Raw genomic sequence first — 23,966 nt, forward strand, 5'->3', positions numbered from 1 at the left:
CACTTACCTATAGAAATTCATCTCATCCATATATTTAAAAACAGCCTTAGGTAATAATGGGGTAATGTTTTTTCCTAGTTTATGATTTTTACGAATAAAAGTTGAAGAAATTTCCATAATAGGGGCATCTTCTACAATTTTTATTTTAGAATGATTCTTAAATTGATGCTCGATATTACCACTAGAAACTCTTGGATACACATAAATGTCGTGGTTATTTAAGATAACTTCGTAGTTTTTCCATTTATGAAAACTCTTTAAGTTGTCTTCACCCATAATTAAGGAAAAATTATAACCGCTAGGGTATTTCTCTAACAAATGAACCAATGTATGGGTAGTGTAGTTTGGCTGCGGTAAATTAAATTCTATTGTAGAAGGTTTTAGCTTTGGATATTCTTCCGTAGCCTCCAAAACCATTTGATGTCTATGATGGTTGTCTAGTAAGGATTGTTTTGTTTTAAACGGACTTTGAGGTGTTATTACAAACCAAACTTCGTCTAAATCTGTAAACTCCACTAAGTGGTTTGCAATAACTAAATGTCCTATGTGTATTGGGTTAAATGTCCCAAAATACAACCCTACTTTTTTCATATTATGCTTCTTTTTCAGGGTTTGGTTTACTAATAAAATCAGCAACCAATTTTTCTGCTTCAGCTAAAGCTGTATCTAAGTCATAGTTTTTAATAACAGAATCAAACTGTGGCGCTGTAGCTAGTTCTACAGATGCTTTTGCTATGCGCATGTTTATTTTGTCATCGCTTTCTGTGCTTCGTTTTTTTAACCTTATTTTAAGCTCATCTATACTTGGTGGCTTAACAAAAACAGCTAGAGTTTGTTCTGGAAATTTCTTTTTTATACGCAGGCCTCCAACGACATCAATGTCAAAAATGACATTTTTCCCCTCAGCCCATAAACGTTCTACTTCTGTTTTTAAAGTACCATAAAAATTATCTCTGTATACTTCTTCCCATTCTAAAAAGTCATCATTTTTAATGTGATTTTTAAACTGAGATAAAGAAAGGAAATAGTAATGCTCTCCGTGTTTTTCTTTACCTCTTCTTGGTCTGGACGTTGCAGAAACGGAAAAAGCTAAGTTTAGTTCTTCTTTTCCTAATAAATGTCTTACAATAGTTGTTTTGCCACTACCAGATGGCGCTGAAAATATAATAAGTTTGCCACCTTTCATTATAAAACATTTAGCATTTGTTCCTTGATTTTTTCTAGCTCATCCTTCATTTGTACAACCAGTTGTTGCATAGGTGCATAATTAGCTTTAGAGCCAATTGTATTAATTTCTCGTCCTATTTCCTGAGAAATAAATCCTAATTTTTTACCATTAGAATCCTCCGAGTTTATAGTTGTAGTAAAATAAGTAAGGTGGTTTGCTAAACGTACTTTTTCTTCAGTAATATCATACTTTTCTAAGTAGTAAATTAGCTCTTGCTCAAACCTGTTTTGGTCTACTTCTGTTTTTAAGTCGGTTACAGCCTTATGTAATCGTTCGCGTAAAGCAGTTTGTCTTTCTGGGTCAATTGCAAGTACCTGTTCTAATAAGCTTTCTAAAGAAGAAATACGTTGTTTAAAATCTTGTTCTAAAACAGAACCTTCTTCGGTTCTAAAAGTATTAATTTCCTTTAAAGCTTCAGTAAGTGTATCTTGTATGGTTTTGTATTCTTTTGCGTCAATCTCATCACGTTCAGTTTTCATAGCATCTGGTAAACGTAAAGCCATTTCTAAAAGCTTAACATCATCACCATTAGCAATGTTTTTTAACTGTTGCATATACTGCTTAACAACTACTTCATTAATCTGTGAAGAAGTATCTGCGCCAGTACTTTCAATATAAAGATTAAAGTCTATTTTACCTCTTTGTAAACCGTTGGCAATAGTTTTGCGCAACTCTAATTCTTTCTCTCTGTACGCAGATGGCATACGAGCGTTTAGGTCTAAACTTTTACTGTTTAAAGATTTAATTTCAATGGTAATCTTTTTTGTTGGAAGTTGCACTACGTGTTTTCCAAATCCGGTCATGGACTGAATCATATATTGTAAATTTTATGCAAATATAAATAAACTATACTAGTTGAAGCTAAGACCTTATTTTTATAGCTTTTTTTGTCACTTTTTATATAAAAGGTCTTATGGGGAGTTTAAATGTTTTTTTTTAAAATAAAAATTCTGCCTAAATGTATAGGCAGAATTTTAGCTTAAACGTTGTATTTGTATCATAAATACATTACAATTCTCTTACCCATATATTTCTGTAGCTAACTCTACTGTTGTCTCCGTGATCTTGTAATCTAATAGGAGCTTTGCCATGTGCTTCGTTTTTAGGCCATCCAATATAAGGTGTCGTTCCTTTAATTTCTACATGGTCTAAAACAAGAATTCCGTTATGTAAAAGTGTTATTGTACCAGATTTTATTTTGTTTCCATCTTCGTTAAATACAGGTGCATGGTACACAACATCATAGGTGTTCCATTCTCCTGTAGGTACAGATGCTTTTGCAAGCGGAATGTGTTGCTTGTATATAGAGCCAACTTGTCCGTTTACATACGTATCATTGTTATTGTTATCCAGTACTTGGATCTCGTATCTGTCTTGAAGAAATACGCCGCTATTTGCACGATTTTGCCCGTCTCTTAAAACTTCGGAAGGTGATCTCCACTCTATGTGTAACTGTATACTTCCAAACTCTTTTTTTGTTTTAATATCTCCAGATTTATCCTTTACAGAGAAAAAGCCTTCTTTTTCTACAATCCACGGAGCCGGTTCTTCCTCGGCATTTGTCCATTGGTCTAAGTTGGTGCCATTAAATAAAACAATAGCATCACTAGGTGCAGCATTGTTTTTTGCAGGTGTTACTGTTGGGGGAACTGGTTTGTATAATTCAGTTTCTTCAGGTTTTGTAGGTTCTGTTCCATTGTATTCTTCATATACAATATAGTCTACTTCTTTTGGTGCTTCTGCAGTTTTATCTGTTGCATTTGTTGCTTTTTCCTGACAAGATAAAAACAATGTTAAACCCAAAACGGATAGTAAAATCTTTTTCATTCTTAATCTAATTCTTTAATTTTTATATTTCTGTAAGCCACTACATCTCCGTGATCTTGTACACCTATTTTCCCCGTTTTGTATGCAGCATAGCCATCCCAACCATTAAATTTAGAATTTTTTAATAGACTATTCCAATCAGCTCCATTTAAAGGAAATTCTGCGACAGTAACACCGTTTAATACGGAACTTCCGGTATTGGTTTTGTGGTTAATTGTGATTACAGCAGTGTTCCATTCGCCAATTGGTTTTGTAACATCTTTGCTTGGTGCAACCATGTCATACAAAGCACCTGCTTGGCGATCTGTACCATTTTTGGCATCAGGGTGTTTTTGGTTGTCTAGAACTTGTACTTCTAAGCCCGTTTCGTAAGGCTGCCCGTATGTGCCATCGTCTTTAATTCCCCAGAAAATACCACTATTTCCTCCTTCAGATATTTTCCAATCTATAGAGAGTATAAAACTGGTGTATTCTTTTTTAGTAACCAAGTTGTAATATGTATCTTTTGGGCGTTCTGTTGGTGGATGGAAAACTAACGCATCTCCTTCTATTTTCCAATTCTCTATAGAATTATCGTTTCCATATAATTGCAAATTATCTAGGTTGGTGCCGTCAAAAAGTACAGTCCATTCGTTTTCTTTAAGTTCTTCCTTTGGGGCAACTTCTGCCGTTTCTTTTGGGTTTTCAGAAGAATTCTCTGCTTTTTCTTTACAGCTAAATGCCAGCACGGAAAAGGATAATAATAAAAGATATTTTTTCATAAGTAGTAATTGTTTGTTATTATATTAAATGCCTAACATTTTTTTAAGCATTTCTTTATCCGTTTCAGTTCCAGCAAAATCATCAAATGTTTTTTCTGTAGCTTCTATAATATGATCCTTAATAAATAGAGCGCCTTCTCTTGCTCCTTGTTCAGGACTTTTAATACAACATTCCCATTCCATAGTTGCCCATACGTCGCAACCATACTGTGTTAGTTTAGAGAAAATAGTTTTAAAATCTATTTGTCCGTCTCCTAAGGAACGGTATCTCCCAGCTCTATCTATCCAGTCATTATAGCCTCCAAAAGCTCCTTTTTTTCCTGTCGGATTAAATTCAGAATCTTTAACGTGAAACGATTTTATGTAGGGATGGTAATGATCTATAAATGCAATATAATCTAGTTGTTGTAGTATAAAATGACTAGGATCATATAAAATATTTACACGTTTATGGTTGCCAGTAGCTTCTAAAAAACGTTCAAAAGTATCACCATCATGCAAGTCTTCTCCTGGGTGAATTTCATAACAAACATCTACACCTTCTTTGTCAAAGTGGTCTAAAATTGGAAGCCATCTTGCCGCTAGTTCTTCAAAACCCAGTTCTACCAATCCAGGAGGTCTTTGTGGCCAAGGGTGCATTGTGTGCCAAAGTAAAGAGCCAGAAAATGTAGCGTGCGTTTTTATACCTAATCTTCTGCTAGCAGTACCAGCTTTTTTAACTGTTTCTATAGCCCATTCTGTTCTTGCTTTAGGGTTGCCCTTTACATGTTCTGGTGCAAAACCATCGAACATAACATCGTATGCAGGATGTACAGCAACTAATTGTCCTTGTAAGTGCGTAGATAATTCTACAATTTCTAAACCATAAGAATTTACTTTTGCTTTAAGATTATCACAATATTCTTGACTTTCAGCAGCTGTATCTAAATCTATTAGAAAAGATTCCCATGTTGGTATTTGTATTCCTTTGTATCCTAAGTTTGCAGCCCATTTGCAAAGTCCCTCTAAGGAATTAAAAGGCGCTTTACTATCTACAAATTGTGCTAAAAAAACTGCTGGACCTTTTATTGTCTTCATTTAATGTGTTTATATTATGTAATTTAATGCTATATTTAACGTTCAGTTTTTATGGTTCTTAAGAAGAAGAACTCAAGTCATAAATATAATAATTAGTAAACGATTTGGAGTATCTTTTTATACGAATTGAGTGGTTTTGTGCGACGAACAACATAAAATCTTAAATAGAATAAAAATATAAATGTATATCTGTGGAAAACAATAGATCGGCTAAAAGTTTATGGGGAGATTATTTAGATAAGCATTTGGAAGATGCTTTTGTACAAGCCCCGAAAGTGGAACATTTTTGTGACAATGAAAAAGACGCGAATGAATGTGTTGCTCTTGTTGAAAAAGGTGTAAAAAAAGCAACTACTCATTCTTTATTGGGTTTGCAATTGCGTAAAGAATCTTTGCCTAAAATAGGGGATTTTAGGGTTGTTACCGATTGGGACGGACAAGCAAAATGTATAATTCGTACTACGGCGGTAAAACTAAAACCTTTGTTTAGTGTAGATGAAGTATATGCGCAAAAAGAAGGAGAGGGCGATAAAAGTTTAACATATTGGAAAACGACCCATTTAGAATATTATAAAAGAGAATTAGCGGAATTTAAACGCCAACCAACAGAAAGTATGATTGTTGTTTGTGAAGAGTTTGAGAAAGTTTTCTAACTAAAATAAGTTTTATTTTCATAAAAAAAAACCACACTTAACTAAGTGTGGTTTTTTGTTTTTAGTATGTGGTAGTTTTAATCTAAATCTACCCAAACATTTCCTTGGTTATGAGAAGCTACACTACTTTCTATAAAATTAAGACTTCGTACACCATCTAACATAGTTGGGAATTCGCCATCATTATATTTTTCACCTCTAATGGCTCTAGATACGCCTAAGTAAATATTTGCCATTGCATCAAAAATACCTTCTGGATGTCCTGGTGGTAATTTTGTGCCGTCTAAAGATAAATCAGAATTGTAAGCGTGTCCTGGCTTGTATATTTGTAACGGTTTATCTTCACTTAAAACATATAAATAATTAGGGTTTTCTTGTTCCCATTTTAAGCCGCCTTTGTTGCCGTATACTTTTATAACTAATCCGTTTTCTTCACCCGTAGCAATTTGACTTGTTCTTATAACACCTTTAGCGTTGTTATTAAAACGTATTAGTGCAGTGCCGTCAATATCCATCTTGTTGTCATCATACAAATAATTTAAATCTGCCAGTAAAGATTTAATTTGCATACCAGTGGTGTATTCTATCATGTTAAATGCGTGTACACCTATATCACCCATACAACAGCTAATTCCAGATTTTTCAGGATCTAGACGCCAGGTAGAAGTCCTTTTGTCTTTTTCGTGTATAATTGGGTTAATCCAACCTTGGTAATATTGAGCATCTACCTTTTGTATGTTTCCAATTGCGCCAGTTTTAATCATTTCTCTCATTTGGCGTACCATTGGGTAGCCTGTATAAGTATGAGTTACGGCAAATACGGTCCCAGCTTTTTCTAGGGTTGCTTGTAATATCTTAGCCTCTTCATAAGTGGTTGTCATTGGCTTTTCACAAATAACATTAAATCCATTTTCTAATAGTTTTTTTGCCATCGGAAAATGTAAAAAGTTAGGTGTTAGCACAGAGCAAACCTGTATTCTTTCTTCTTTAGGAAGCTTTAATTCCTCTTCAATAAGAGTGTCAAAATCTTTATAGATTCTGTTTGTAGGAATGTCTATTTTTTTAGCGAAATTAACACTAGATTCAAAATCTGGATTAAAAACAGCTCCTACTATTTGATAGTTGTCGTTAATAAAAGAAGCTACTCTGTGTAAAACTCCAATTAAAGAATCTCCACCGCCACCAAGTATGCCTAGTCTAATTTTTTTACTCATAAAAATTTCTTTTAGTGTATCTTCTTACTTTAAGTTTTTTGCTGCGTTAACTAGTAAATCTCTAGTTGCAATAATACCATCTTGTTCGCTTTTTTCATCACCTTCATATTCAACGCCAATAAAACCAGTATACCCTGCATCTTTTACAATTTGCAACATTTTGGCGTAGTCTATTTTAGTCTCGTTTCCGTCAGCATCAAAGTTATAAGACTTAGCGCTTACAGCTTTAGCGTATGGCATTAACTCTGTAACTCCTTTGTAAATGTCATACATCTCATCGCAGCCAGTTTCAGATTTTTTAATACAGAAATTTCCAAAGTCAGGCAATGTGCCAACGTTGTCCATATTAACTTTGCTCATAACGTTAGAAAGTAATTTTCCGTTAGATGATAGGCCGCCGTGGTTTTCTACAATCACATTTATATTGTGTTCTTTTGCAAAAGTCCCAAGTTGTTTTAATCCATCCACAGAATTAGCAATCCATTCTTGCTCTTCAGATGCACCAGCAAGATTTACTCGTATTGCATGGCATCCCATTTCTGCAGCTGCTTTTACCCATTTAAAATGGCTTTCTACTGCTTTTTTACGCTCTTCAGCATCTGCTAAAGCAAGATCTCCTTGTCCGTCTATCATTATTAACACGTTCGTCATTCCGTGTTTTTTGGCTTCTTCATTAGATTTGGTAACAAAATTAGCCATTGCTTCATCAGAATAGTTTGCTTCTTTTACGTCTTTGTAAAGAGCGCTAACATATTCTAAACCAGAAAATCCTAGTCCTTTAGCTTTTTCAGCAAAAGAATATGGGTCAGCACCATTATCAAACACTTCTTTATGTAAGGACCATTGTGCTAGAGATAATTTGAAGAAAGGTTTTTTGTCTGCCTCTGCATTGGTTGCAACTTCGTCTTTTACTTCTTCAGCTTTTTTTGGAGCATCCTTACAAGACGCAAAACAGAAGACAAGTAAAATTAATGGGTATTTTACACTTTGATTAACTAGGTTTTTTACTCTCATTTTTTAGGTATTTAATTTTTAGGAATTTACATCAACTATAACGTTATAGTACGTTACCCTCAATATTTACAGGGTTTAAATGTAGAAAATTTATTTTATATTTGAGAAAATTATGAAATAAACAACGCAAAGAATGGGCAAATTTTATTATAATGAAGAACAGGAGTCTTATGATGCTATAGTTGTAGGAACTGGTATAAGTGGTGGTTGGGCTGCCAAAGAATTATGCGAGTTGGGATTAAAGACTTTAATTCTGGAAAGAGGTAGAATGGTAAAACATAGAGATGATTACCCTACTGCGTTTAAGGAATCTTGGGATTTTCCGAATAATGGAGCTGTTTCTCCAGAGGAAAAAGCTAAGCAGTTAAAACAGTCTAGAACCGGTTACACTACAAATGCAGATACAAAGCATTGGTTTGTTAATGATTTGAAACATCCTTATAATGAAACGAAGCGTTTTGATTGGATGCGTGGTTACCATGTTGGTGGTAGATCTATAATGTGGGGTAGACATAGTTACCGTTGGAGCGATTTAGATTTTGAAGCCAATAAAAAAGATGGTCACGGTGTAGATTGGCCTGTTCGTTATAAGGATATTGAGCCTTGGTATACTAAAGTTGAAACTTTTATAGGTGTTTCTGGAGAAAGTTTAGGCTTGCCACAGTTACCAGATAGTACGTTTGAGCCAATGATGCCTCTTAATTGCGTTGAGGAAAAATTAAAAGAAAGCGTTGCCGAAAATTTTAATGGCCGTGTCATTACCGCTGGTAGAGTTGCCCACATTACCAGTGATAAAAAATTTGGAGGTGACGGAAGATCTAAGTGTCAGTACCGTAATCGTTGTAGTAGAGGTTGCCCATTTGGAGCATACTTTAGTAGTAATTCTTCTACGTTACCTACTGCAGAAGCAACAGGTAATTTAACACTTAGAACAGATGCTATAGTTAGTGAGGTTATTTATGACCCAAAAACCAAAAAAGCAACTGGAGTTAAAGTTATAGATAAAGAAACTAAAGAAGAAATAGTGTTTAAAGCCAAAGTGGTTTTCTTATGTGCTTCTGCTATTGCTTCTACGGCTATATTAATGCAATCTAAGTCAGATACTTTTCCTAATGGAATGGGTAATGAGTCTGACCAGTTGGGTAGAAATATTATGGATCACCATTTAGGTTGTGGGGCAAATGGTAAGTTAGATGATTTTGAAGATAAATATTATTCTGGACGAAAAGCAAATGGAGTTTATATTCCAAGGTTTAGAAACTTAGGAGGAGATACAGATCGTAAAGATTACATAAGAGGTTTTGGTTACCAAGGAGGAGCAAGTAGAGGTAATTGGGAAGAGGTAATTGCAGAAACAGCATATGGTAAAGATTTAAAAGAAGCGGTATTAAAACCTGGTGGATGGACAATGGGTATTATGGGCTTTGGTGAAGTTTTGCCTTATGAAGAGAATAGATTTACGCTAGATTATAATAAATTAGACGACTGGGGATTGCCAACAGTAACTTTTGATGCAGAGTTTAAAGAAAATGAACTTAAAATGCGAGAAGATATTAAGGAGCAAGCAGCAGCAATGTTAAAATCTGCAGGACTTAGAGATGTAAGCGTTTATGATAATATAGGAGCTTTAGGTTTAGGTATTCATGAAATGGGTACTGCTCGTATGGGTAAGGATCCAAAGACATCTGTACTTAATAAACATAACCAAGTACATGCTGTGCCAAATGTATATGTTACAGATGGCTCTTTTATGACATCGTCTTCATGTGTTAATCCATCATTAACATATATGGCTTTTACTGCAAGAGCAGCACACCACGCTGCAGAACAACTTAAAAAAGGATTATTATAATGGATAGAAGATTAGCACTTAAAAACCTAGGTTTGTCGTTAGGCTATGTTGTAGCTGTGCCAACCCTAATTAGTATAGTACAAAGTTGTAAGAACGATACCGGAATTGCTTTTACTCCAGAATTTTTTTCGCAAGAAGAGGGTAATGTTGTGGTAACTCTTATGGATATTATACTTCCTAAAACAGATTCTCCATCTGCATCAGAAGCAAAAGTTCATCTTTTTGTAGATCAGTACATCAATGTTTCTAATACTCAAGTTGAAAAAGACCTTTTTAAAGCTAAAATGGCTAGTTTTATAGCTTTAGCAACTAAAGAAGCGGGAAAAGAAACAGTGTCTGACGTAACTGCAGAAGAGCTTGAAAAAACGTTGGCTAGCTGTTTAAAACTTACAGATGCACAAATAGAAGCTAAAGACTTGGCGTTTAAGAATTATAACAAAGCGATATCCAATGGAGAAGTTGCCAAGTTAGATGATAATTCTGCCGCTATTGCATTTGCACAAGAACTTAGGGGGTGGACAATTCATGGGTATAAAACTACTGAGGAAATTGCTAAAAACTTTTTAGATTTTGATCCAATACCGGGTAAGTATGTTGCTTGTGGTACTGTTGAAGAATTAACAGGAGGTAAGGCTTGGGCTTTATAATTTAAAATAGCTAAAAATGAAGAGAAGAAGTTTTATTCAGAAATCGGCATTAACTACTGGTGCAATTACTTTAGGTAGTGCCTATGGTTATGCTTCTTCTTCTGATAGTTTAGCTAAACATAAATTTAATTTAAAGTATGCGCCACATTTTGGAATGTTTGTTGGTCATGGAGATAGTCTAGAAGAGCAGTTGCGTTTTATGGCAGATGAAGGTTTTACTGCTTTAGAAGATAATAATATGCGCAAGCGCGATGTGGCTACTCAAGAAAAATTGGCTAGAACAATGCAGCGTTTGGGTATTGATATGGGGGTATTTGTAGCGCATGAAATTTCTTGGAAAAAACCAAGTTTGGCTTCTGGAGACCTAGCTATTAGAGAAAACTTTTTAGAAGAGATTAAAAGTTCTGTAGAGGTTGCTAAGCGTGTTAATGCCAAGTGGATGACTGTAGTGCCTGGTCACGTAGATTTAAGGCTTTCTATGGGGTATCAGACAGCAAATGTTATAGAGTCTTTAAAGCAGGCTGCTGCCATTATAGAGCCGCACGGTATAACTATGGTGTTAGAGCCTTTAAACTTTAGAGATCATCCAGGATTGTTTTTAACAGAATCTCCGCAAGCATTTGAAATTTGTAAAGCTGTAGATTCACCATCTTGTAAAATTTTGTTTGATATTTATCATCAACAAATACAAGAAGGTAATTTAATACCTAATATGGAGGCTAGTTGGGACGAGATTGCATATATACAAATAGGTGATAATCCAGGGAGAAAAGAGCCAACTACAGGTGAGATAAACTATAAAAATGTATTTAAATTTATTCACGAGAAAAAGTTCAAAGGTATTTTAGGTATGGAACACGGTAACTCTAAGCCTAATAAAGATGGAGAGCGTGCCGTTATAGATGCTTATAAAGAAGTAGATTTGTTCTTGTAGACTATAATATACATCCTATATAATATAAAGCTATGCCATACGGTGTGGCTTTTTCTTTTTCCTTTAAACTTGAAAATGGGTTAAAAAGAGTGAGCAAAAGTTAAATTTTGCTAAAATTTATCGATTAAGTGCGGTTTTGTTTGGTTGTATGTAATCTTTTTGTATTTTCATAACGAATATTTAACCTGTTGTTAACTTGATACCTGAATTAGCAACATTAAAGACCTACTACTATGGAGAATTATTTTATTTTATTAATCGTTTACACGTCAGCTTTGGTTTATTCTACAATTATTAGACCTAGATTGAAAAAAGAATAGCAATAGCAACTGCTTAGCTTTTTATATAGTTATAAAAAAAGCGTTATTAAAAACTACTGTTTAAGTGGTTTTTAATAACGCTTTTTGTTTTCTGCTTACCACCTTAAGGAAGGTGAATAAAAAACCTCAAGCTATGCTTTATAGGGGGAAGAGCATAGTTGAGGTAATTCTTTTCTCGTCCATAACGAGAGGTGTTCATAGATCTTTAGATATTAAGAGCCACACATTAGACAGTCGTCATCTGCTTCGCCTGCTTTAGCTTGTTCTATAAGCGCCTTCATTTCTGCTGCGCTCATAGGAGCTACATCTACGTCGGTTGCAGTTGCTGTTGGGCTAACTTTTACTTCTGTAGCAGTGGTAACAGGTGTTGGTGCAGGAGCTGTAACAGCTGTTATTTCAACTTCTTCAGCAACGCTAATTGGCATCTCTTTTTTCTTGCTGTTATCTAGTGTAAACTTAATTGCATCTACGGCAGCTTTAGTTCTTAAGTAGTACATACCTGTTTTAAGTCCGCTTTTCCAAGCATAGAAGTGCATAGAAGTTAACTTAGAGTAGTTTGCATTCTCCATAAATAAGTTTAAAGACTGACTTTGATCTATAAAATATCCACGGTGTCTAGACATATCAATAATATCTTTCATGCTTAGCTCCCAAACAGTTTTGTAAAGCTCTTTTATGTCTTGCGGTATAATGTCTATGTTTTGTACAGATCCGTTAGCACGCATAAGCTCTTGCTTTAAGTTTTCGTTCCAAAGTCCCAGTTGTACTAAGTCTTCTAGTAAATGCTTGTTTACAACGATAAACTCTCCAGATAATACTCTACGAGTATATATGTTAGATGTATACGGTTCAAAACACTCGTTGTTCCCTAGTATCTGAGAAGTAGAAGCTGTAGGCATAGGTGCAACTAAAAGAGAGTTTCTAACTCCGTTTTTCATCACACTTTTACGTAATTTTTCCCAATCCCAACGACCAGATAATTCGTCATCTTTAATACCCCATAAGTTGTGTTGGAAATCTCCTTGAGAAATTGGAGACCCTTCATAACTAGAGTATGTACCTTGTTCTTTGGCCATTTCCATAGAAGCGGTAAGTGCAGCAAAGTAAAGAGTTTCAAAAATTTCTTGATTCAACTTTTTAGCTTCATCACTTGTAAAAGGCATACGCATTAATATAAATGCATCTGCTAAACCTTGTACGCCTAAACCAATTGGTCTGTGACGCATGTTAGAGTTTTCTGCTTCTTTTACTGGGTAGTAATTACGATCTATAACTGTATTTAGGTTTCTAGTTACGTGTTTTGTTACACGGAAAAGTTCTTTATGATCGAACTCGCCATTTTTAACAAACATAGGTAATGCAATAGAAGCTAGGTTACATACAGCAACTTCATCTGGAGCTGTGTACTCCATAATTTCTGTACATAAGTTAGAAGAACGTATTGTTCCTAAGTTTTTCTGGTTACTCTTACGGTTAGCTGCATCTTTGTACAGCATATAAGGCGTACCAGTCTCTATTTGAGATTCTAATATTTTCTCCCAAAGATCACGAGCTTTTATTGTTTTTCTTCCTTTTCCTTGTGCTTCAAAAGCAAGGTAGGCTTCTTCAAACTCTTTGTCGTGTTTTTTGTATAAATCAGGGCATTCGTTAGGGCACATAAGTGTCCATTCTGCATTGGCCTCAACTCTTTGCATAAATAAATCTGGAATCCACATTGCATAGAAAAGATCACGCGCACGCATTTCTTCTTTACCGTGGTTCTTTTTAAGGTCTAGGAACTCAAAAATATCTGCATGCCATGGTTCTACATAGACAGCAAAACTACCTTTACGTTTTCCTCCTCCTTGATCTACATAACGAGCAGTATCATTGTACACACGTAGCATAGGAACAACACCGTTAGATGTACCGTTTGTACCTGCAATATAAGAACCTGTTGCTCTTACGTTGTGTATAGACAAGCCAATACCACCAGCAGACTGAGATATTTTTGCAGTTTGCTTTAATGTGTCATAAATACCATCTATACTATCATCTTGCATTGCTAATAAAAAGCAAGAAGACATTTGTGGTTTAGGTGTTCCTGAGTTAAACAATGTTGGAGTAGCGTGAGTAAAATATTTTTTAGACATTAACTCGTACGTCTCTATGGCAGCATCTAAATCGTTTAAATGTATACCTATAGAAACACGCATTAACATATGCTGTGGACGTTCAGCTATTTTACCGCTTAATTTTAATAAATAAGAGCGTTCTAATGTTTTAAAACCAAAATAATCGTAGCCAAAATCTCGGTTGTATATAATAGTAGAATCTAATTTTTCTGCATTGTCTTGTATCACTTTAAAGACTTCGTCAGATAAAAGAGGGGCTTCTTTTCCTGTTCTAGGGTTTACATATTCATATAAATCTTTCATCACCTCGGAGAAAGACTTTTTGGTGTTTTTGTGTAAGTTGGATACAGAAATACGCGCAGCTAGTTTTGCGTAATCTGGATGAGACGTTGTCATTGTTGCTGCAATTTCTGCTGCTAGATTGTCTAGTTCCGATGTTGTAACACCATCATATAAACCTTCTATTACACGCATAGCCACTTTTAATGGGTCTACTAGTGCATTAAGTCCATAACAAAGCTTACGAACTCTTGCCGTAATCTTGTCAAACATTATTAATTCTTTTCTGCCGTCTCTTTTTACTACATACATGCTACAATTGTTTTTAGTGATACGTTGGTTAGGTCAAGTCGTGTGGGGCTCAACAATTTGGTTATTTATATATGGTTTTTAGGGGTAAAGCCTAAAATATTTTGATTAAATCTAAAAGTCTGCGTCGAAACTAATTTTCTGTGCGTCGTCGCCATCTTTATTGTTAGCAACACCAGATTTTTGGTATTCAGCTACTCTTTTTTCAAAGAAATTTGTTTTCCCTTGAAGAGATATCATATCCATAAAGTCAAATGGATTTGTAGAGTTGTACACTTTATCACAGTTTAACTCTACTAGCAAACGGTCTGTTACAAATTCTAAATATTGTGTCATTAATTTAGAGTTCATACCAATTAAACTAGCAGGTAAAGATTCTGTAATAAATTCTCTCTCTATGTCTAAGGCATCTATAAGTATTTCTGTAATACGTGCTTTAGGTACTTTATTTATTAAATGGTGGTTATGCAAGTGTACTGCATAGTCACAATGTAAGCCTTCATCTCTAGAAATTAATTCGTTAGAAAATGTAAGTCCAGGCATTAAACCTCTTTTCTTAAGCCAGAAAATAGAACAGAAAGATCCTGAAAAGAAAATTCCTTCAACAGCAGCAAAAGCAATTAAACGCTCTGCAAAACTTGGAGATTCTATCCATTTTAAAGCCCAATCCGCTTTTTTTCTAATAGCAGGGAAGTTTTCTAATGCGTGAAATAAGATATCTTTTTCTTTTTCATCCTTTACGTACGTGTCAATTAATAACGAGTATGTTTCAGAATGTATGTTTTCCATCATAATTTGGAAACCATAGAAGAACTTAGCCTCTGCATATTGTACTTCGCTAACAAAGTTTTCTGCTAAGTTTTCGTTTACGATACCATCAGAAGCAGCAAAAAATGCTAAAATATGTTTTACAAAATAACGTTCATCGTCATTAAGTTTATTATTCCAATCGTTAAGATCTGCGTGTAAATCTATTTCTTCAGCGGTCCAGAAACTAGCTTCACATTTTTTGTACCAGTCCCATAAATCGTTATGTTTTATAGGGAAAATTACAAATCTATCTTCGTTTTTCTCTAAAATAGGTTCTATAGCTGTTGACATAATTTAAATCTGGATTATAACTGTTTTAAAATTTAAGGAGAATATTTCCTTAACCTTGGGGGACTACAAAGATTGTAAAATATGGGCACATATTAAAGGTGTTTTTGTTGTTTTGGACTCAAAGTTTTTAACACCAATTGTTGACATGTGTGCTCGCTAGTGATGTTTGTTGCCTTTGTAGAAATTATATATTTTTTCAGTTTTTTAAACTTAAAAATGGAGTAAAAAAATAAACCAAAAAGTATATTATCTGGAAGTGTTGTTTGTTAGTGAAGTAGCAATTTATGACGCACCAAACTTTACGATTCCGCTCTAAAATGAAAATGAAAATTAATATGATTCAGGTAGTTCCCCCCGAAACCTTTAAACCATTTGCAATAAAAACCATTTAACACTTATAATTAGAGTCAGGCTGCTTTTACGCAGTTTTATGTTCTGTTTTTTAACATAAACCCCTAAAGAATCGTAAACTCTTAGTTTGGTGGTATCATACTTTTATTTATTTGTATTTGCTAATAAAGAATCTAAACTGCTATTTGTTGTCTTAAATACAGTTTCCTCTTTAGTTACTTTATTTTTTTTCTCTGTTATAGAAGCAATAACTATTGTTACTATTAATAGACTAAACATAAGAACACACTTTTTCATAACATTCTAATTATTAATTTTTGATAGAAACAAGACCATTGTCTAATTTTAATGCTAATTTATAATCATTTGTTAATTTTTATGTTGACAATGTATAAATGGCTAGAAAAAATGTGTGAATTGTATGTTTTATACATTTTTTCATACAAATGATACTTTATATCTGTCCAAGCACACATAAATAAATTTGTTTTAGGGAATAGATTGTACTTTTACTTTTATTAAATCCTACCGAATATGATTGAAGCTGTTATTATTGACGATGAAATAAAAGCGATCCAAAGTTTAACATGGGAATTAACCAACTTTAGTAATGAGATTAAAGTTGTTGCGTCTTTCACAGATCCTTATGAAGCTTTAAATTATTTAGAGACTAGTAATCCGGATTGTCTTTTTTTAGATATTGAAATGCCTGTTATGGATGGTTTTCAGTTTATGCAAAAAATAAAGGAGAGAGATTTCCCCGTCGTTATTACCACAGCGTATAACCAATATGCAATTAAGGCACTTAAAAACGAGGCTATTGATTATCTTTTAAAACCTATAGATACAGATGATTTAAATGATACCATTGCTAAAATAAAAAAACACAACCAAAAGAACGGGACAATAGATAGATTAGAACGTTTACTGTTAGACTTTAATTCTAATGTGATAAACAAAAGAATTACCTTGAATACAGATGGCAAATTATTGTTTTTAGATAGTGATGAGATTTTGTACGCTGAGTCTGATGGTAATTATAGTACAATATATTTAGAAGAAGGAAAAAAAGTGGTAATTACCAAAAAACTGAAAGAGGTTGATGAGTTGTTGCCCTTAGATAATTTTTTTAGAGTTCATAATTCTTATATCGTGAATATTAATAAAATAAAAGAATATGTAAAGACTGATGGTTATTTAGTGCTAAAGTCTGATGATCAAATACCTGTTTCTAGACAGAAGAAATCTAATTTTTTAGATCTGATTTAAATTTTTATGAGTGTTAATTTAGTGCACAGTTTAAGGTTTTCCTTTTTTTGTAAGCCACAAAGGCTAGTCTTGTTCTTTCTGTTTTTTTGCTGTTTGTCTATGTTTGGGCAAGCAACAATGCAAGAATATAAAGTTAGAGTAGATAGTCTTATTGTTAACCAACCTAAGACATATGAAGAAATTTCTAGTGTTTTAGGCGCGAAAAAGAATGATACTTTATTACTTAACTATTTTATTAAAGGAGCACAAGAAAAGAACTATTTAATAGGCTTGTCATTTGCGTATAACCAATTAGGAAGAAAATACAGAAAGCTATCTAAATATAATAAATCTATAGCGTTACATAAAAAAGCGTTAGAGATTGCTAACGAGGTTAATAATATAGAGTTTAGAGTGTATAGTCTAAATATGTTAGGTGTAGCTTATAGAAGAATAGATGCTGTACGTACAGCTTTGAATTACAACCAACAAGCGTTAGAGTTAGCAGAAAGTATAGTAGAACCTAGTGCGGGTCTACAGCGGGGTATGTATGTGTCGTTAAATAGTATAGGTAACCTTTACCATACTTTAGAGCAGTACAATTTAGCAATAAATAGGTATGAAGCTTCTTTAAAATTGCAACAAGAGCTAGGTGATACATTAGGCCTTGCTATTAATAATCAAAACATAGGAGAAGCTTTAGAAGCTCAGGGTAAACTGGAGGAAGCCTTAGAAAAATATAAAATTTCTTTGGCATATAATGAATCCATAAACTCTGATAAAGGACGAGTTATTTGTACCAATAGTATTGCTCAAATTTATTTAAAACAAGATAAGGCAGAAGAAGCAATTGTTTTGCTAGAACCAGCACTTAAAAAATCCATAGAATTAGGAGATAAATTTACAACGGCTTTTATAGAGGCCAATGTGGGCTGGGCCTATATGCAATTAAATAGGCTTAAAGAGGCAGAAGAACATATTAGTCGGAGTTTATCTATTGGTAAGGAACAAAACATTTCTAGAATAATTTCTTTGGGAGAAAGGCATATGTCCGATTTGGAATTGTTAAAAGGAAATTACAAAGAAGCATTAGATTATTATAAGAAGGCAATAGATTTAGAGAAGAAGATTGCCAGTACACGTAACTTGCGTTATGCTAATGATGTAATTTTAAGGTATGAAAGTGAGAAGATTAATAATGAAATTGAGAGTTTAAGAAAGGATAATGAAATTGTAAAACTTAAACTGAAGAAAAACAGAGCTACGTTGTTAATAATATGTATTTCTTTAGTGCTGTTGGCTGTGGTACTTTTTGTTTTTTACCGTCAAAGTCAACTTACTAGCGATAAAAAATTACTTACACTAGAACAGACGATGTTGCGTAGTCAAATGAATCCGCATTTTTTATTTAACTCACTTAATTCTATTAAATTATATATTATTAATAACGAGAAAAAGAATGCCGTACATTACCTTAACAAGTTCTCTAAATTAGTGCGTAAAATACTTGAAGCATCATCTTTAAAAGAAATATCGTTAGCAGATGAGTTAGAAACCGTAACCTTGTATATGCATATAGAAAACATACGTTTTTCTAATAAAATACACTTTGCGGTAGATATAGACCGTAGGGTAGATGTTAATCACGTAAAAATACCATCACTAATTCTTCAGCCTTTTTTAGAAAATGCGTTATGGCACGGGTTGTCTTCTAAAGAGGGAATTAAAAAAATAAATCTCTACATAACTAAAGAAGATGAAGAGTTTATTAAAATAAGTATTAAAGATAATGGTATTGGCAGAGCAGCATCAGAAAAAATAAAAGAAAACAAAGTTCTTAAAAGAAAATCTTTAGGTATAAATATAACCAAAGAACGTTTAAAAAATTTCTCTAAAGATTACTTAAACTCTTACAATGTAGAATTTATAGATATAAAAGATGATAAGGATGTTGCTCTGGGGACAGAGGTTGTGTTAACTATTCCTATTATTTAATTTATGGTGTTCTTGCGCAACTATTTCTAACTCGCTATACCACTCTTCTCCAAATTTACGCACTAAAGCTTCTTTTACAAATTTATAAACAGGAACCTTTAACTCTTCTCCTAAAGAACAAGCAGGATCGCAAATTTCCCATTTATGGTAGTTTACACCAGTAAATTCTGAATATTCTCTAGTTCTAACAGGGTATAAGTGACAAGAAACAGGTTTTTTCCAGCTCGTAATACCTTCGTTGTAAGCATCTTCTAAGCCACATTTTGCAGTTCCGTTATCAGAAAAAACTACATAAGCACATTCGCTACCATTTACCAAAGGAGTTTCCCATTCACCATCCTCACCTTTAACAAAGGCACCTTGTTCTTCTATCGCAGCAATACCTTCTGGTCTTAAAAAAGGTTTTATGTCTTGGTAAATGTCTACCAGTATCTCTGTTTCTTTATCTTCTAGCGGTGCGCCAGCGTCACCATCTATACAGCACGCGCCTTTACAAGCACTTAGGTTGCAGACAAAATCATTTTCAATAATTTCTTCAGATACTATGGTTTTTCCTATTTGAAACATATGCTAATTATAAGGGTGCAAAGATACTTCTTTAACGTTAATAAGCTATTAATTTTGATTTTAGTAATTTAAAACTGTTTTAGAAAGTGTAAGTTTGCACCGATTTTTAAAAAGTAGTGTCGTATGTTTTTAAGTTTTTTTAATTTTAAAGAAATTGCAACAGCAAGTATGATTCTTTTTGCTGTGATAGATATTATAGGTAGTATTCCTATAATAATAAGTTTAAGAGCAAAGGTTGGACACATACAATCTGAAAAGGCATCTCTTGTGGCAACCTTAATTATGGTGGCTTTTTTGTTTGTGGGTGAAGAAATCCTGAACCTAATAGGTATAGACGTTAATTCTTTTGCTGTAGCGGGTTCTTTTATTATTTTCTTTATGGCAATAGAAATGATTTTAGGTATAACCTTATATAAAGATGATGTTCCAGAAACAGCATCTGTTGTGCCAATTGCTTTTCCTCTAATTGCAGGTGCTGGTACAATGACTTCTTTATTGTCTTTAAGGGCAGAGTATCAAGTCCAGAATATAATAGTAGCAATAGTAATAAACATCCTATTTGTTTACGCAGTGTTAAAATCCTCTAAAAAGATAGAGAAAGTACTAGGAAAAAGTGGATTAAGTGTAATTAGAAAAGTTTTTGGCGTAATTTTGCTGGCAATAGCGGTAAAATTATTTGCGGCAAATATTAATGAACTCTTTTAAAAAGTAGTTAAAATGAATAAAATAATATTTATCATCTTATTTTTGATAGCGGGATTGCTAATTGGGTACAATGTTACTCAGATAGATTTTAATGATCCTTTAAACGGACAAAGTACAATAGCATTAATTTGTATAGTAGCTGCTTTATGTGCAATTGTATTGTTGGTAATTTTTATGATTTCTAAAAAGATACAAGAAAAAATAAAAGAATAACTTTTATAAAATATTAAAAAACGAAAGAGGCGCTATATAATATAGCGCCTCTTTTGTTTTTATACGGTTTAGCTTTATGCTTCACTTTCTATAGTAGCAGGCTTTTTTGCAAACCTTATTTTTAGTCTGTATGTAATATTAAACAGTGCAGGTACTATTATAAGCGTAAGGAATGTAGCTACAATTAATCCAAAAATAACTGTCCAGGCTAAAGGTCCCCAGAAAATTACGTTATCACCACCAATGTAAATATGAGGATTAAACTCAGAGAATAGAGTAAAGAAGTCAATATTTAAACCAATTGCCAACGGTATTAATCCTAATACAGTTGTTATAGCCGTTAAAAGTACGGGTCTAAGTCTAGCTTTACCACCGGTTACTATTGCTTCTGTAGCTTGCTCTCTAGTTAAAACATCTGCTTCGTCTAAGTCTAGTTTCACTTTTTTGCGATCTATTAAAATCTGGGTATAATCTAGCAATACCACACCGTTATTTACAACTATACCGGCGAGCGATATAATACCCATCATTGTCATCATAATAACAAAAGACCAGCCAGTTACCATTAAGCCGCCAAATACACCAATAAAACTTAAGAAAATAGCTATCATAATTATTATTGGTTTAGAAATGCCACCAAATTGAAAAATTAAGATTAACATAATTAAACCCAAACCAGAAAAGAAAGCACCTACTAAAAATGTCATTTGCTTGTTCTGTTCTTCTATTTGCCCAGTATAATCGATCTTTACAGTAGAAGGTAGATTTTTATACTCTTCCATTTCTTTTTGTATCTCGTCTACAATTGCAGCTGCATCTGTAAATCCTGGTTCTAAGCCAGAGTAGATAGTAACAACTCTTTCATTATCTCTGTGTTTAATTGCGCTAAAACCAGATGTGTTTTTAACACTAGCAACGGCAGATACGGGAATCTCTTTTATTTGTCCGTTAGAAGGGTCTCTAAAAATTATATTCTGATTAAACAATGCATTTGTATTGTAACGCAAGTCTTCATTAAAACGAATGTTAATATCAAAATCATCTCCATCTTCTTTATAAACTCCTGCTTTTTCTCCAAAAAGAGCTCTACGCAATTGATTGCCAACCTGACTAACAGATACCCCTAATTCACCAGCCTTTTCACGATCTACAGAAACTTCCATAGAGGGCTTACTTTTATTTACATCAATCTTTATTTCTTCAATACCAGCAATATTTTTGGTGTTAATGAAGTTTTTAATGTTTTCTGCTGTGGCAATTAATTCGTTATAGTCCTTACCTTCAATCTCTATATTTATAGGGTAACCCACAGGTGGGCCATTGCTATCTTTTTCTACAGAAATGTTTACACCAGGGTAAATACCATTTAAAGCACTCTGTACTTTAGCACGTATTTCTTCTGTATTAACTCCTCTTCTAAACTTAAACTCACTAAAGTTTACTGTTATTTTTCCTTTGTGTGGCATTTCTGCGCTAGAACCACCATCTGTTTGTGGGTTTCCAGCTCCTTCACCAACTTGAGAAACAGCAGAAGAAACAATAAAGTTTTTTCCCTCGTGTTTGTAAATGTCATCGTCTAAAAGTTCGTAAACTCTTTTTTCTATAACCTTAGTAATAGCATTTGTTTTTTCTATGGCGGTACCTTCTGGGTACTCTACGTATACGTTAATTTCGTTAGGAATGTTGTCTGGGAAAAATTCTATTTTAGTTCTCTTGTTGCCAATAGACATACCAAATAACATAAAAACAACGATTAGTAGTAAAAAAGTAATACTTACATACCAATATACATTTCCGCCACGTAATGCGTGTTTTAGTCTGCGCTCGTACCAGTTTTCAAAAGAAACCATTGTGTTTTTCTGAAAACGAATTGCCCATTTTTTAATAAAATATTTGTATGCCCAGAACATTACGGCTGTAATTATCATTACAGTTCCTAGCCCTTTCATAGCACCTCCAAAAATTAGAATTAAACCTCCAAAACCACAAAGAATAATACTTAAACGTATTAACTGTTTTAGGGTTAATTCTTTTTCTCCTAGTTCCATGAATTTAGAAACTAACATAGAATTCATTAATATGGCAACTAGTAAAGAAGATCCCAATACTACAGATAGTGTTATTGGGAAAAATTTCATAAACTGTCCCATTACTCCAGGCCATAAACCAAGAGGTACAAAAGCAGCTACTGTTGTTAGTGTGGATACAATAATAGGAAAAGCTATTTCGCCAACCCCTTTCTTTGCGGCCTCTACTTTAGATAAACCTTCATCCATTAATCGGTATACGTTTTCTACAACCACAATACCGTTATCTACAAGCATACCAAGACCCATAATCATCCCAAACAAAATCATAGTGTTTAGAGTGTAGCCAAGCCATGATAAGATCATAAAAGACATAAACATAGACATAGGTATAGCAAAACCTACAAATAAGGCGTTTCTAAATCCTAAAAAGAACATTAAAACGGTTACTACTAGTATAATACCAAAGATAATATTGTTTACAAGATCGTCTACTTGGTTTAATGTTTTGGTAGATGAGTCGTTTGCTATTGATATTTTTAAATCTGGCGGAAAATAATTAGCCTTAGCCTCTTTAACTAATTCTTTAATTTTTTCTGATGCAGAAATAGAGTTTTGTCCGGCTCTTTTTTTAACGTCTAGCATTACAACGCTTTCTCCAAACTCTCTTGCAAAGGTAGTTTTATCTTTTTCTGAAAATGTAATTGTAGCTATGTCTCTTAAGTACGTAGCCCCATTTTCTGACTTAACAACAAAGTTATTTAATAATTGAGGGTCTTTTACTTCTCCTAAAATACGTATTGTTCTTCTTTGTTCTTTGGTCTTCAGGTTACCAGCAGACATTGTAACGTTGCCGCCTCTTATGGTGTTTAAAACATCATCAAAGCTAATTTTAGCAGCCATCATTTTATACACATCTACAGCAATTTCTACCTCTTTTTCTTGGGCACCGCGTATATCTGCTTTTTTAATTTCAGGTAAATCTTCAATTTCATCTTGTAAATACTCGGCAAAATCTTTCAGCTTTTCTACAGGGTAATCTCCTGTAAAATTAATATTCATGATAGGCACTTCTTCAGAAATGTTAAGATCAAAAACATTAGGTTCTACTTTTGCACCGTTAAAAGTAGGCCAATCTTCACTGGCTTTTTCCGCATCTACTTCATCTTTTATTTTTTGTTTTGCCTCTTGTACAGAAATAGCCTCGTTAAACTCTACTACAATCATAGCATAGTCTTCTTGCGATGTTGAGGTAACTTCTACAACATTACTCACGTTCTTTATCTTGTCCTCTAAAGGATCCGTAATTAAACGCTCTATATCTTCTGCAGTGTTGCCAGGGTAAGGAGTGCTAATGTATATTTTAGTCTCTATAACCTCAGGGAAATCTTCTCTAGGCATAGCTATGTATGCAGAAAAACCAATCCATAAGAATAAACCAATTAATACATAGATAACCGAGGGGTTGTCTATTGCCCACGAGGAGATTTTAAATTCCTTGTCGGTGCTTTTTTGTAATTTACTCATAGA

Annotated in this window: 21 protein-coding genes; 8 read left to right on the top strand and 13 right to left on the bottom strand. The window is 33.7% G+C overall.

Translation table 11 applies throughout. The features are described from left to right. Window positions 1–3: 3 nt before the first annotated feature. The 6 genes from nadD to M4I21_RS07230 all read right to left on the bottom strand — a co-directional run bounded on the left by nadD (window position 4) and on the right by M4I21_RS07230 (window position 4,893). Window positions 4–591, bottom strand: a complete 588-nt coding sequence (gene nadD, locus M4I21_RS07205; protein ID WP_249558439.1) for a nicotinate (nicotinamide) nucleotide adenylyltransferase — start codon at window positions 589–591, stop codon at window positions 4–6. A 1-nt stretch (window position 592) separates the two neighbouring features. Then, window positions 593–1,186 (bottom strand): guanylate kinase, encoded by a 594-nt coding sequence (gmk, locus tag M4I21_RS07210; protein WP_249558440.1) that lies wholly within the window; start codon window positions 1,184–1,186, stop codon window positions 593–595. Beyond that, a complete protein-coding gene (locus M4I21_RS07215; RefSeq protein ID WP_249558441.1) occupies window positions 1,186–2,043 on the bottom strand; it encodes a YicC/YloC family endoribonuclease in 858 nt (285 codons plus the stop codon). Before M4I21_RS07215 ends, gmk begins: the two co-directional genes overlap by 1 nt. Window positions 2,044–2,236: 193 nt before the next feature. Continuing rightward, the gene (locus M4I21_RS07220; protein ID WP_249558442.1) at window positions 2,237–3,055 is read right to left on the bottom strand and encodes a 3-keto-disaccharide hydrolase; all 819 of its coding nucleotides are present in this window, start codon (window positions 3,053–3,055) and stop codon (window positions 2,237–2,239) included. A gap of 2 nt (window positions 3,056–3,057) precedes the next feature. Next, window positions 3,058–3,816, bottom strand: coding sequence for a 3-keto-disaccharide hydrolase (locus tag M4I21_RS07225; RefSeq protein ID WP_249558443.1), 759 nt, complete (start codon window positions 3,814–3,816; stop codon window positions 3,058–3,060). Window positions 3,817–3,840: 24 nt separating this feature from the next. Beyond that, window positions 3,841–4,893: a sugar phosphate isomerase/epimerase family protein gene (locus M4I21_RS07230; protein WP_249558444.1), complete on the bottom strand. Its 1,053-nt coding sequence runs from the start codon at window positions 4,891–4,893 to the stop codon at window positions 3,841–3,843. Between the two features lie 191 nt (window positions 4,894–5,084). Here M4I21_RS07230 and M4I21_RS07235 point away from each other — a divergent pair, with 191 nt between their 5' ends. Beyond that, window positions 5,085–5,546: an ASCH domain-containing protein gene (locus tag M4I21_RS07235; protein WP_249558445.1), complete on the top strand. Its 462-nt coding sequence runs from the start codon at window positions 5,085–5,087 to the stop codon at window positions 5,544–5,546. A 77-nt stretch (window positions 5,547–5,623) separates the two neighbouring features. Here the strand turns inward: M4I21_RS07235 and M4I21_RS07240 are convergent, their stop codons facing one another. After that, window positions 5,624–6,760: a Gfo/Idh/MocA family protein gene (locus M4I21_RS07240; RefSeq protein ID WP_249558446.1), complete on the bottom strand. Its 1,137-nt coding sequence runs from the start codon at window positions 6,758–6,760 to the stop codon at window positions 5,624–5,626. Between the two features lie 24 nt (window positions 6,761–6,784). Next, a complete protein-coding gene (locus M4I21_RS07245; RefSeq protein WP_249558447.1) occupies window positions 6,785–7,774 on the bottom strand; it encodes a sugar phosphate isomerase/epimerase family protein in 990 nt (329 codons plus the stop codon). Window positions 7,775–7,907: 133 nt separating this feature from the next. Here M4I21_RS07245 and M4I21_RS07250 point away from each other — a divergent pair, with 133 nt between their 5' ends. The 3 genes from M4I21_RS07250 to M4I21_RS07260 are packed head-to-tail and all read left to right on the top strand — an operon-like array spanning window position 7,908 to window position 11,207. Beyond that, on the top strand, window positions 7,908–9,626 hold the full coding sequence (locus M4I21_RS07250) for a GMC oxidoreductase (protein WP_249558448.1): 1,719 nt from the start codon (window positions 7,908–7,910) through the stop codon (window positions 9,624–9,626). Further along, the gene (locus M4I21_RS07255) at window positions 9,626–10,273 is read left to right on the top strand and encodes a gluconate 2-dehydrogenase subunit 3 family protein (RefSeq protein WP_249558449.1); all 648 of its coding nucleotides are present in this window, start codon (window positions 9,626–9,628) and stop codon (window positions 10,271–10,273) included. Before M4I21_RS07250 ends, M4I21_RS07255 begins: the two co-directional genes overlap by 1 nt. Before the next feature lie 16 nt (window positions 10,274–10,289). Continuing rightward, on the top strand, window positions 10,290–11,207 hold the full coding sequence (locus tag M4I21_RS07260; RefSeq protein ID WP_249558450.1) for a hydroxypyruvate isomerase family protein: 918 nt from the start codon (window positions 10,290–10,292) through the stop codon (window positions 11,205–11,207). A 532-nt stretch (window positions 11,208–11,739) separates the two neighbouring features. Here M4I21_RS07260 and M4I21_RS07265 read toward each other — a convergent pair. The 3 genes from M4I21_RS07265 to M4I21_RS07275 form a co-directional block, all read right to left on the bottom strand. Next, window positions 11,740–14,232 carry a ribonucleoside-diphosphate reductase subunit alpha gene (locus M4I21_RS07265; RefSeq protein WP_249558451.1) on the bottom strand — a complete coding sequence of 831 codons (2,493 nt, stop codon included), beginning with the start codon at window positions 14,230–14,232 and terminating at the stop codon, window positions 11,740–11,742. Between the two features lie 111 nt (window positions 14,233–14,343). Then, on the bottom strand, window positions 14,344–15,330 hold the full coding sequence (locus M4I21_RS07270) for a ribonucleotide-diphosphate reductase subunit beta (protein WP_249558452.1): 987 nt from the start codon (window positions 15,328–15,330) through the stop codon (window positions 14,344–14,346). A gap of 495 nt (window positions 15,331–15,825) precedes the next feature. Next, window positions 15,826–15,978, bottom strand: a complete 153-nt coding sequence (locus tag M4I21_RS07275; RefSeq protein ID WP_249558453.1) for a hypothetical protein — start codon at window positions 15,976–15,978, stop codon at window positions 15,826–15,828. A 237-nt stretch (window positions 15,979–16,215) separates the two neighbouring features. Here M4I21_RS07275 and M4I21_RS07280 point away from each other — a divergent pair, with 237 nt between their 5' ends. Next, window positions 16,216–16,950, top strand: coding sequence for a LytR/AlgR family response regulator transcription factor (locus M4I21_RS07280; protein WP_249558454.1), 735 nt, complete (start codon window positions 16,216–16,218; stop codon window positions 16,948–16,950). Window positions 16,951–17,067: 117 nt separating this feature from the next. Beyond that, complete coding sequence (locus M4I21_RS07285; protein ID WP_249558455.1) at window positions 17,068–18,924, top strand: tetratricopeptide repeat-containing sensor histidine kinase; 1,857 nt, start codon at window positions 17,068–17,070, stop codon at window positions 18,922–18,924. On the opposite strand, the gene M4I21_RS07290 is transcribed toward M4I21_RS07285, so the two are convergent. Next, the gene (locus M4I21_RS07290) at window positions 18,904–19,491 is read right to left on the bottom strand and encodes a DUF3109 family protein (RefSeq protein ID WP_249558456.1); all 588 of its coding nucleotides are present in this window, start codon (window positions 19,489–19,491) and stop codon (window positions 18,904–18,906) included. The two genes, M4I21_RS07285 and M4I21_RS07290, sit on opposite strands and share 21 nt — an antisense overlap. 123 nt (window positions 19,492–19,614) lie before the next feature. Between M4I21_RS07290 and M4I21_RS07295 the strand changes: the two genes are divergently transcribed. Both M4I21_RS07295 and M4I21_RS07300 read left to right on the top strand, forming a co-directional pair. Continuing rightward, on the top strand, window positions 19,615–20,196 hold the full coding sequence (locus M4I21_RS07295) for a MarC family protein (protein ID WP_249558457.1): 582 nt from the start codon (window positions 19,615–19,617) through the stop codon (window positions 20,194–20,196). Between the two features lie 12 nt (window positions 20,197–20,208). Continuing rightward, window positions 20,209–20,409: a hypothetical protein gene (locus tag M4I21_RS07300; protein ID WP_249558458.1), complete on the top strand. Its 201-nt coding sequence runs from the start codon at window positions 20,209–20,211 to the stop codon at window positions 20,407–20,409. 74 nt (window positions 20,410–20,483) lie between these two features. Here M4I21_RS07300 and M4I21_RS07305 read toward each other — a convergent pair whose 3' ends face one another. Beyond that, a complete protein-coding gene (locus M4I21_RS07305; protein ID WP_249558459.1) occupies window positions 20,484–23,963 on the bottom strand; it encodes an efflux RND transporter permease subunit in 3,480 nt (1,159 codons plus the stop codon). Between the last annotated feature and the right edge of the window lie 3 nt (window positions 23,964–23,966).

Origin of the sequence: Cellulophaga sp. 20_2_10 (assembly GCF_023476645.1) — a bacterium.
In the GTDB taxonomy this organism is placed as follows: domain Bacteria; phylum Bacteroidota; class Bacteroidia; order Flavobacteriales; family Flavobacteriaceae; genus Cellulophaga.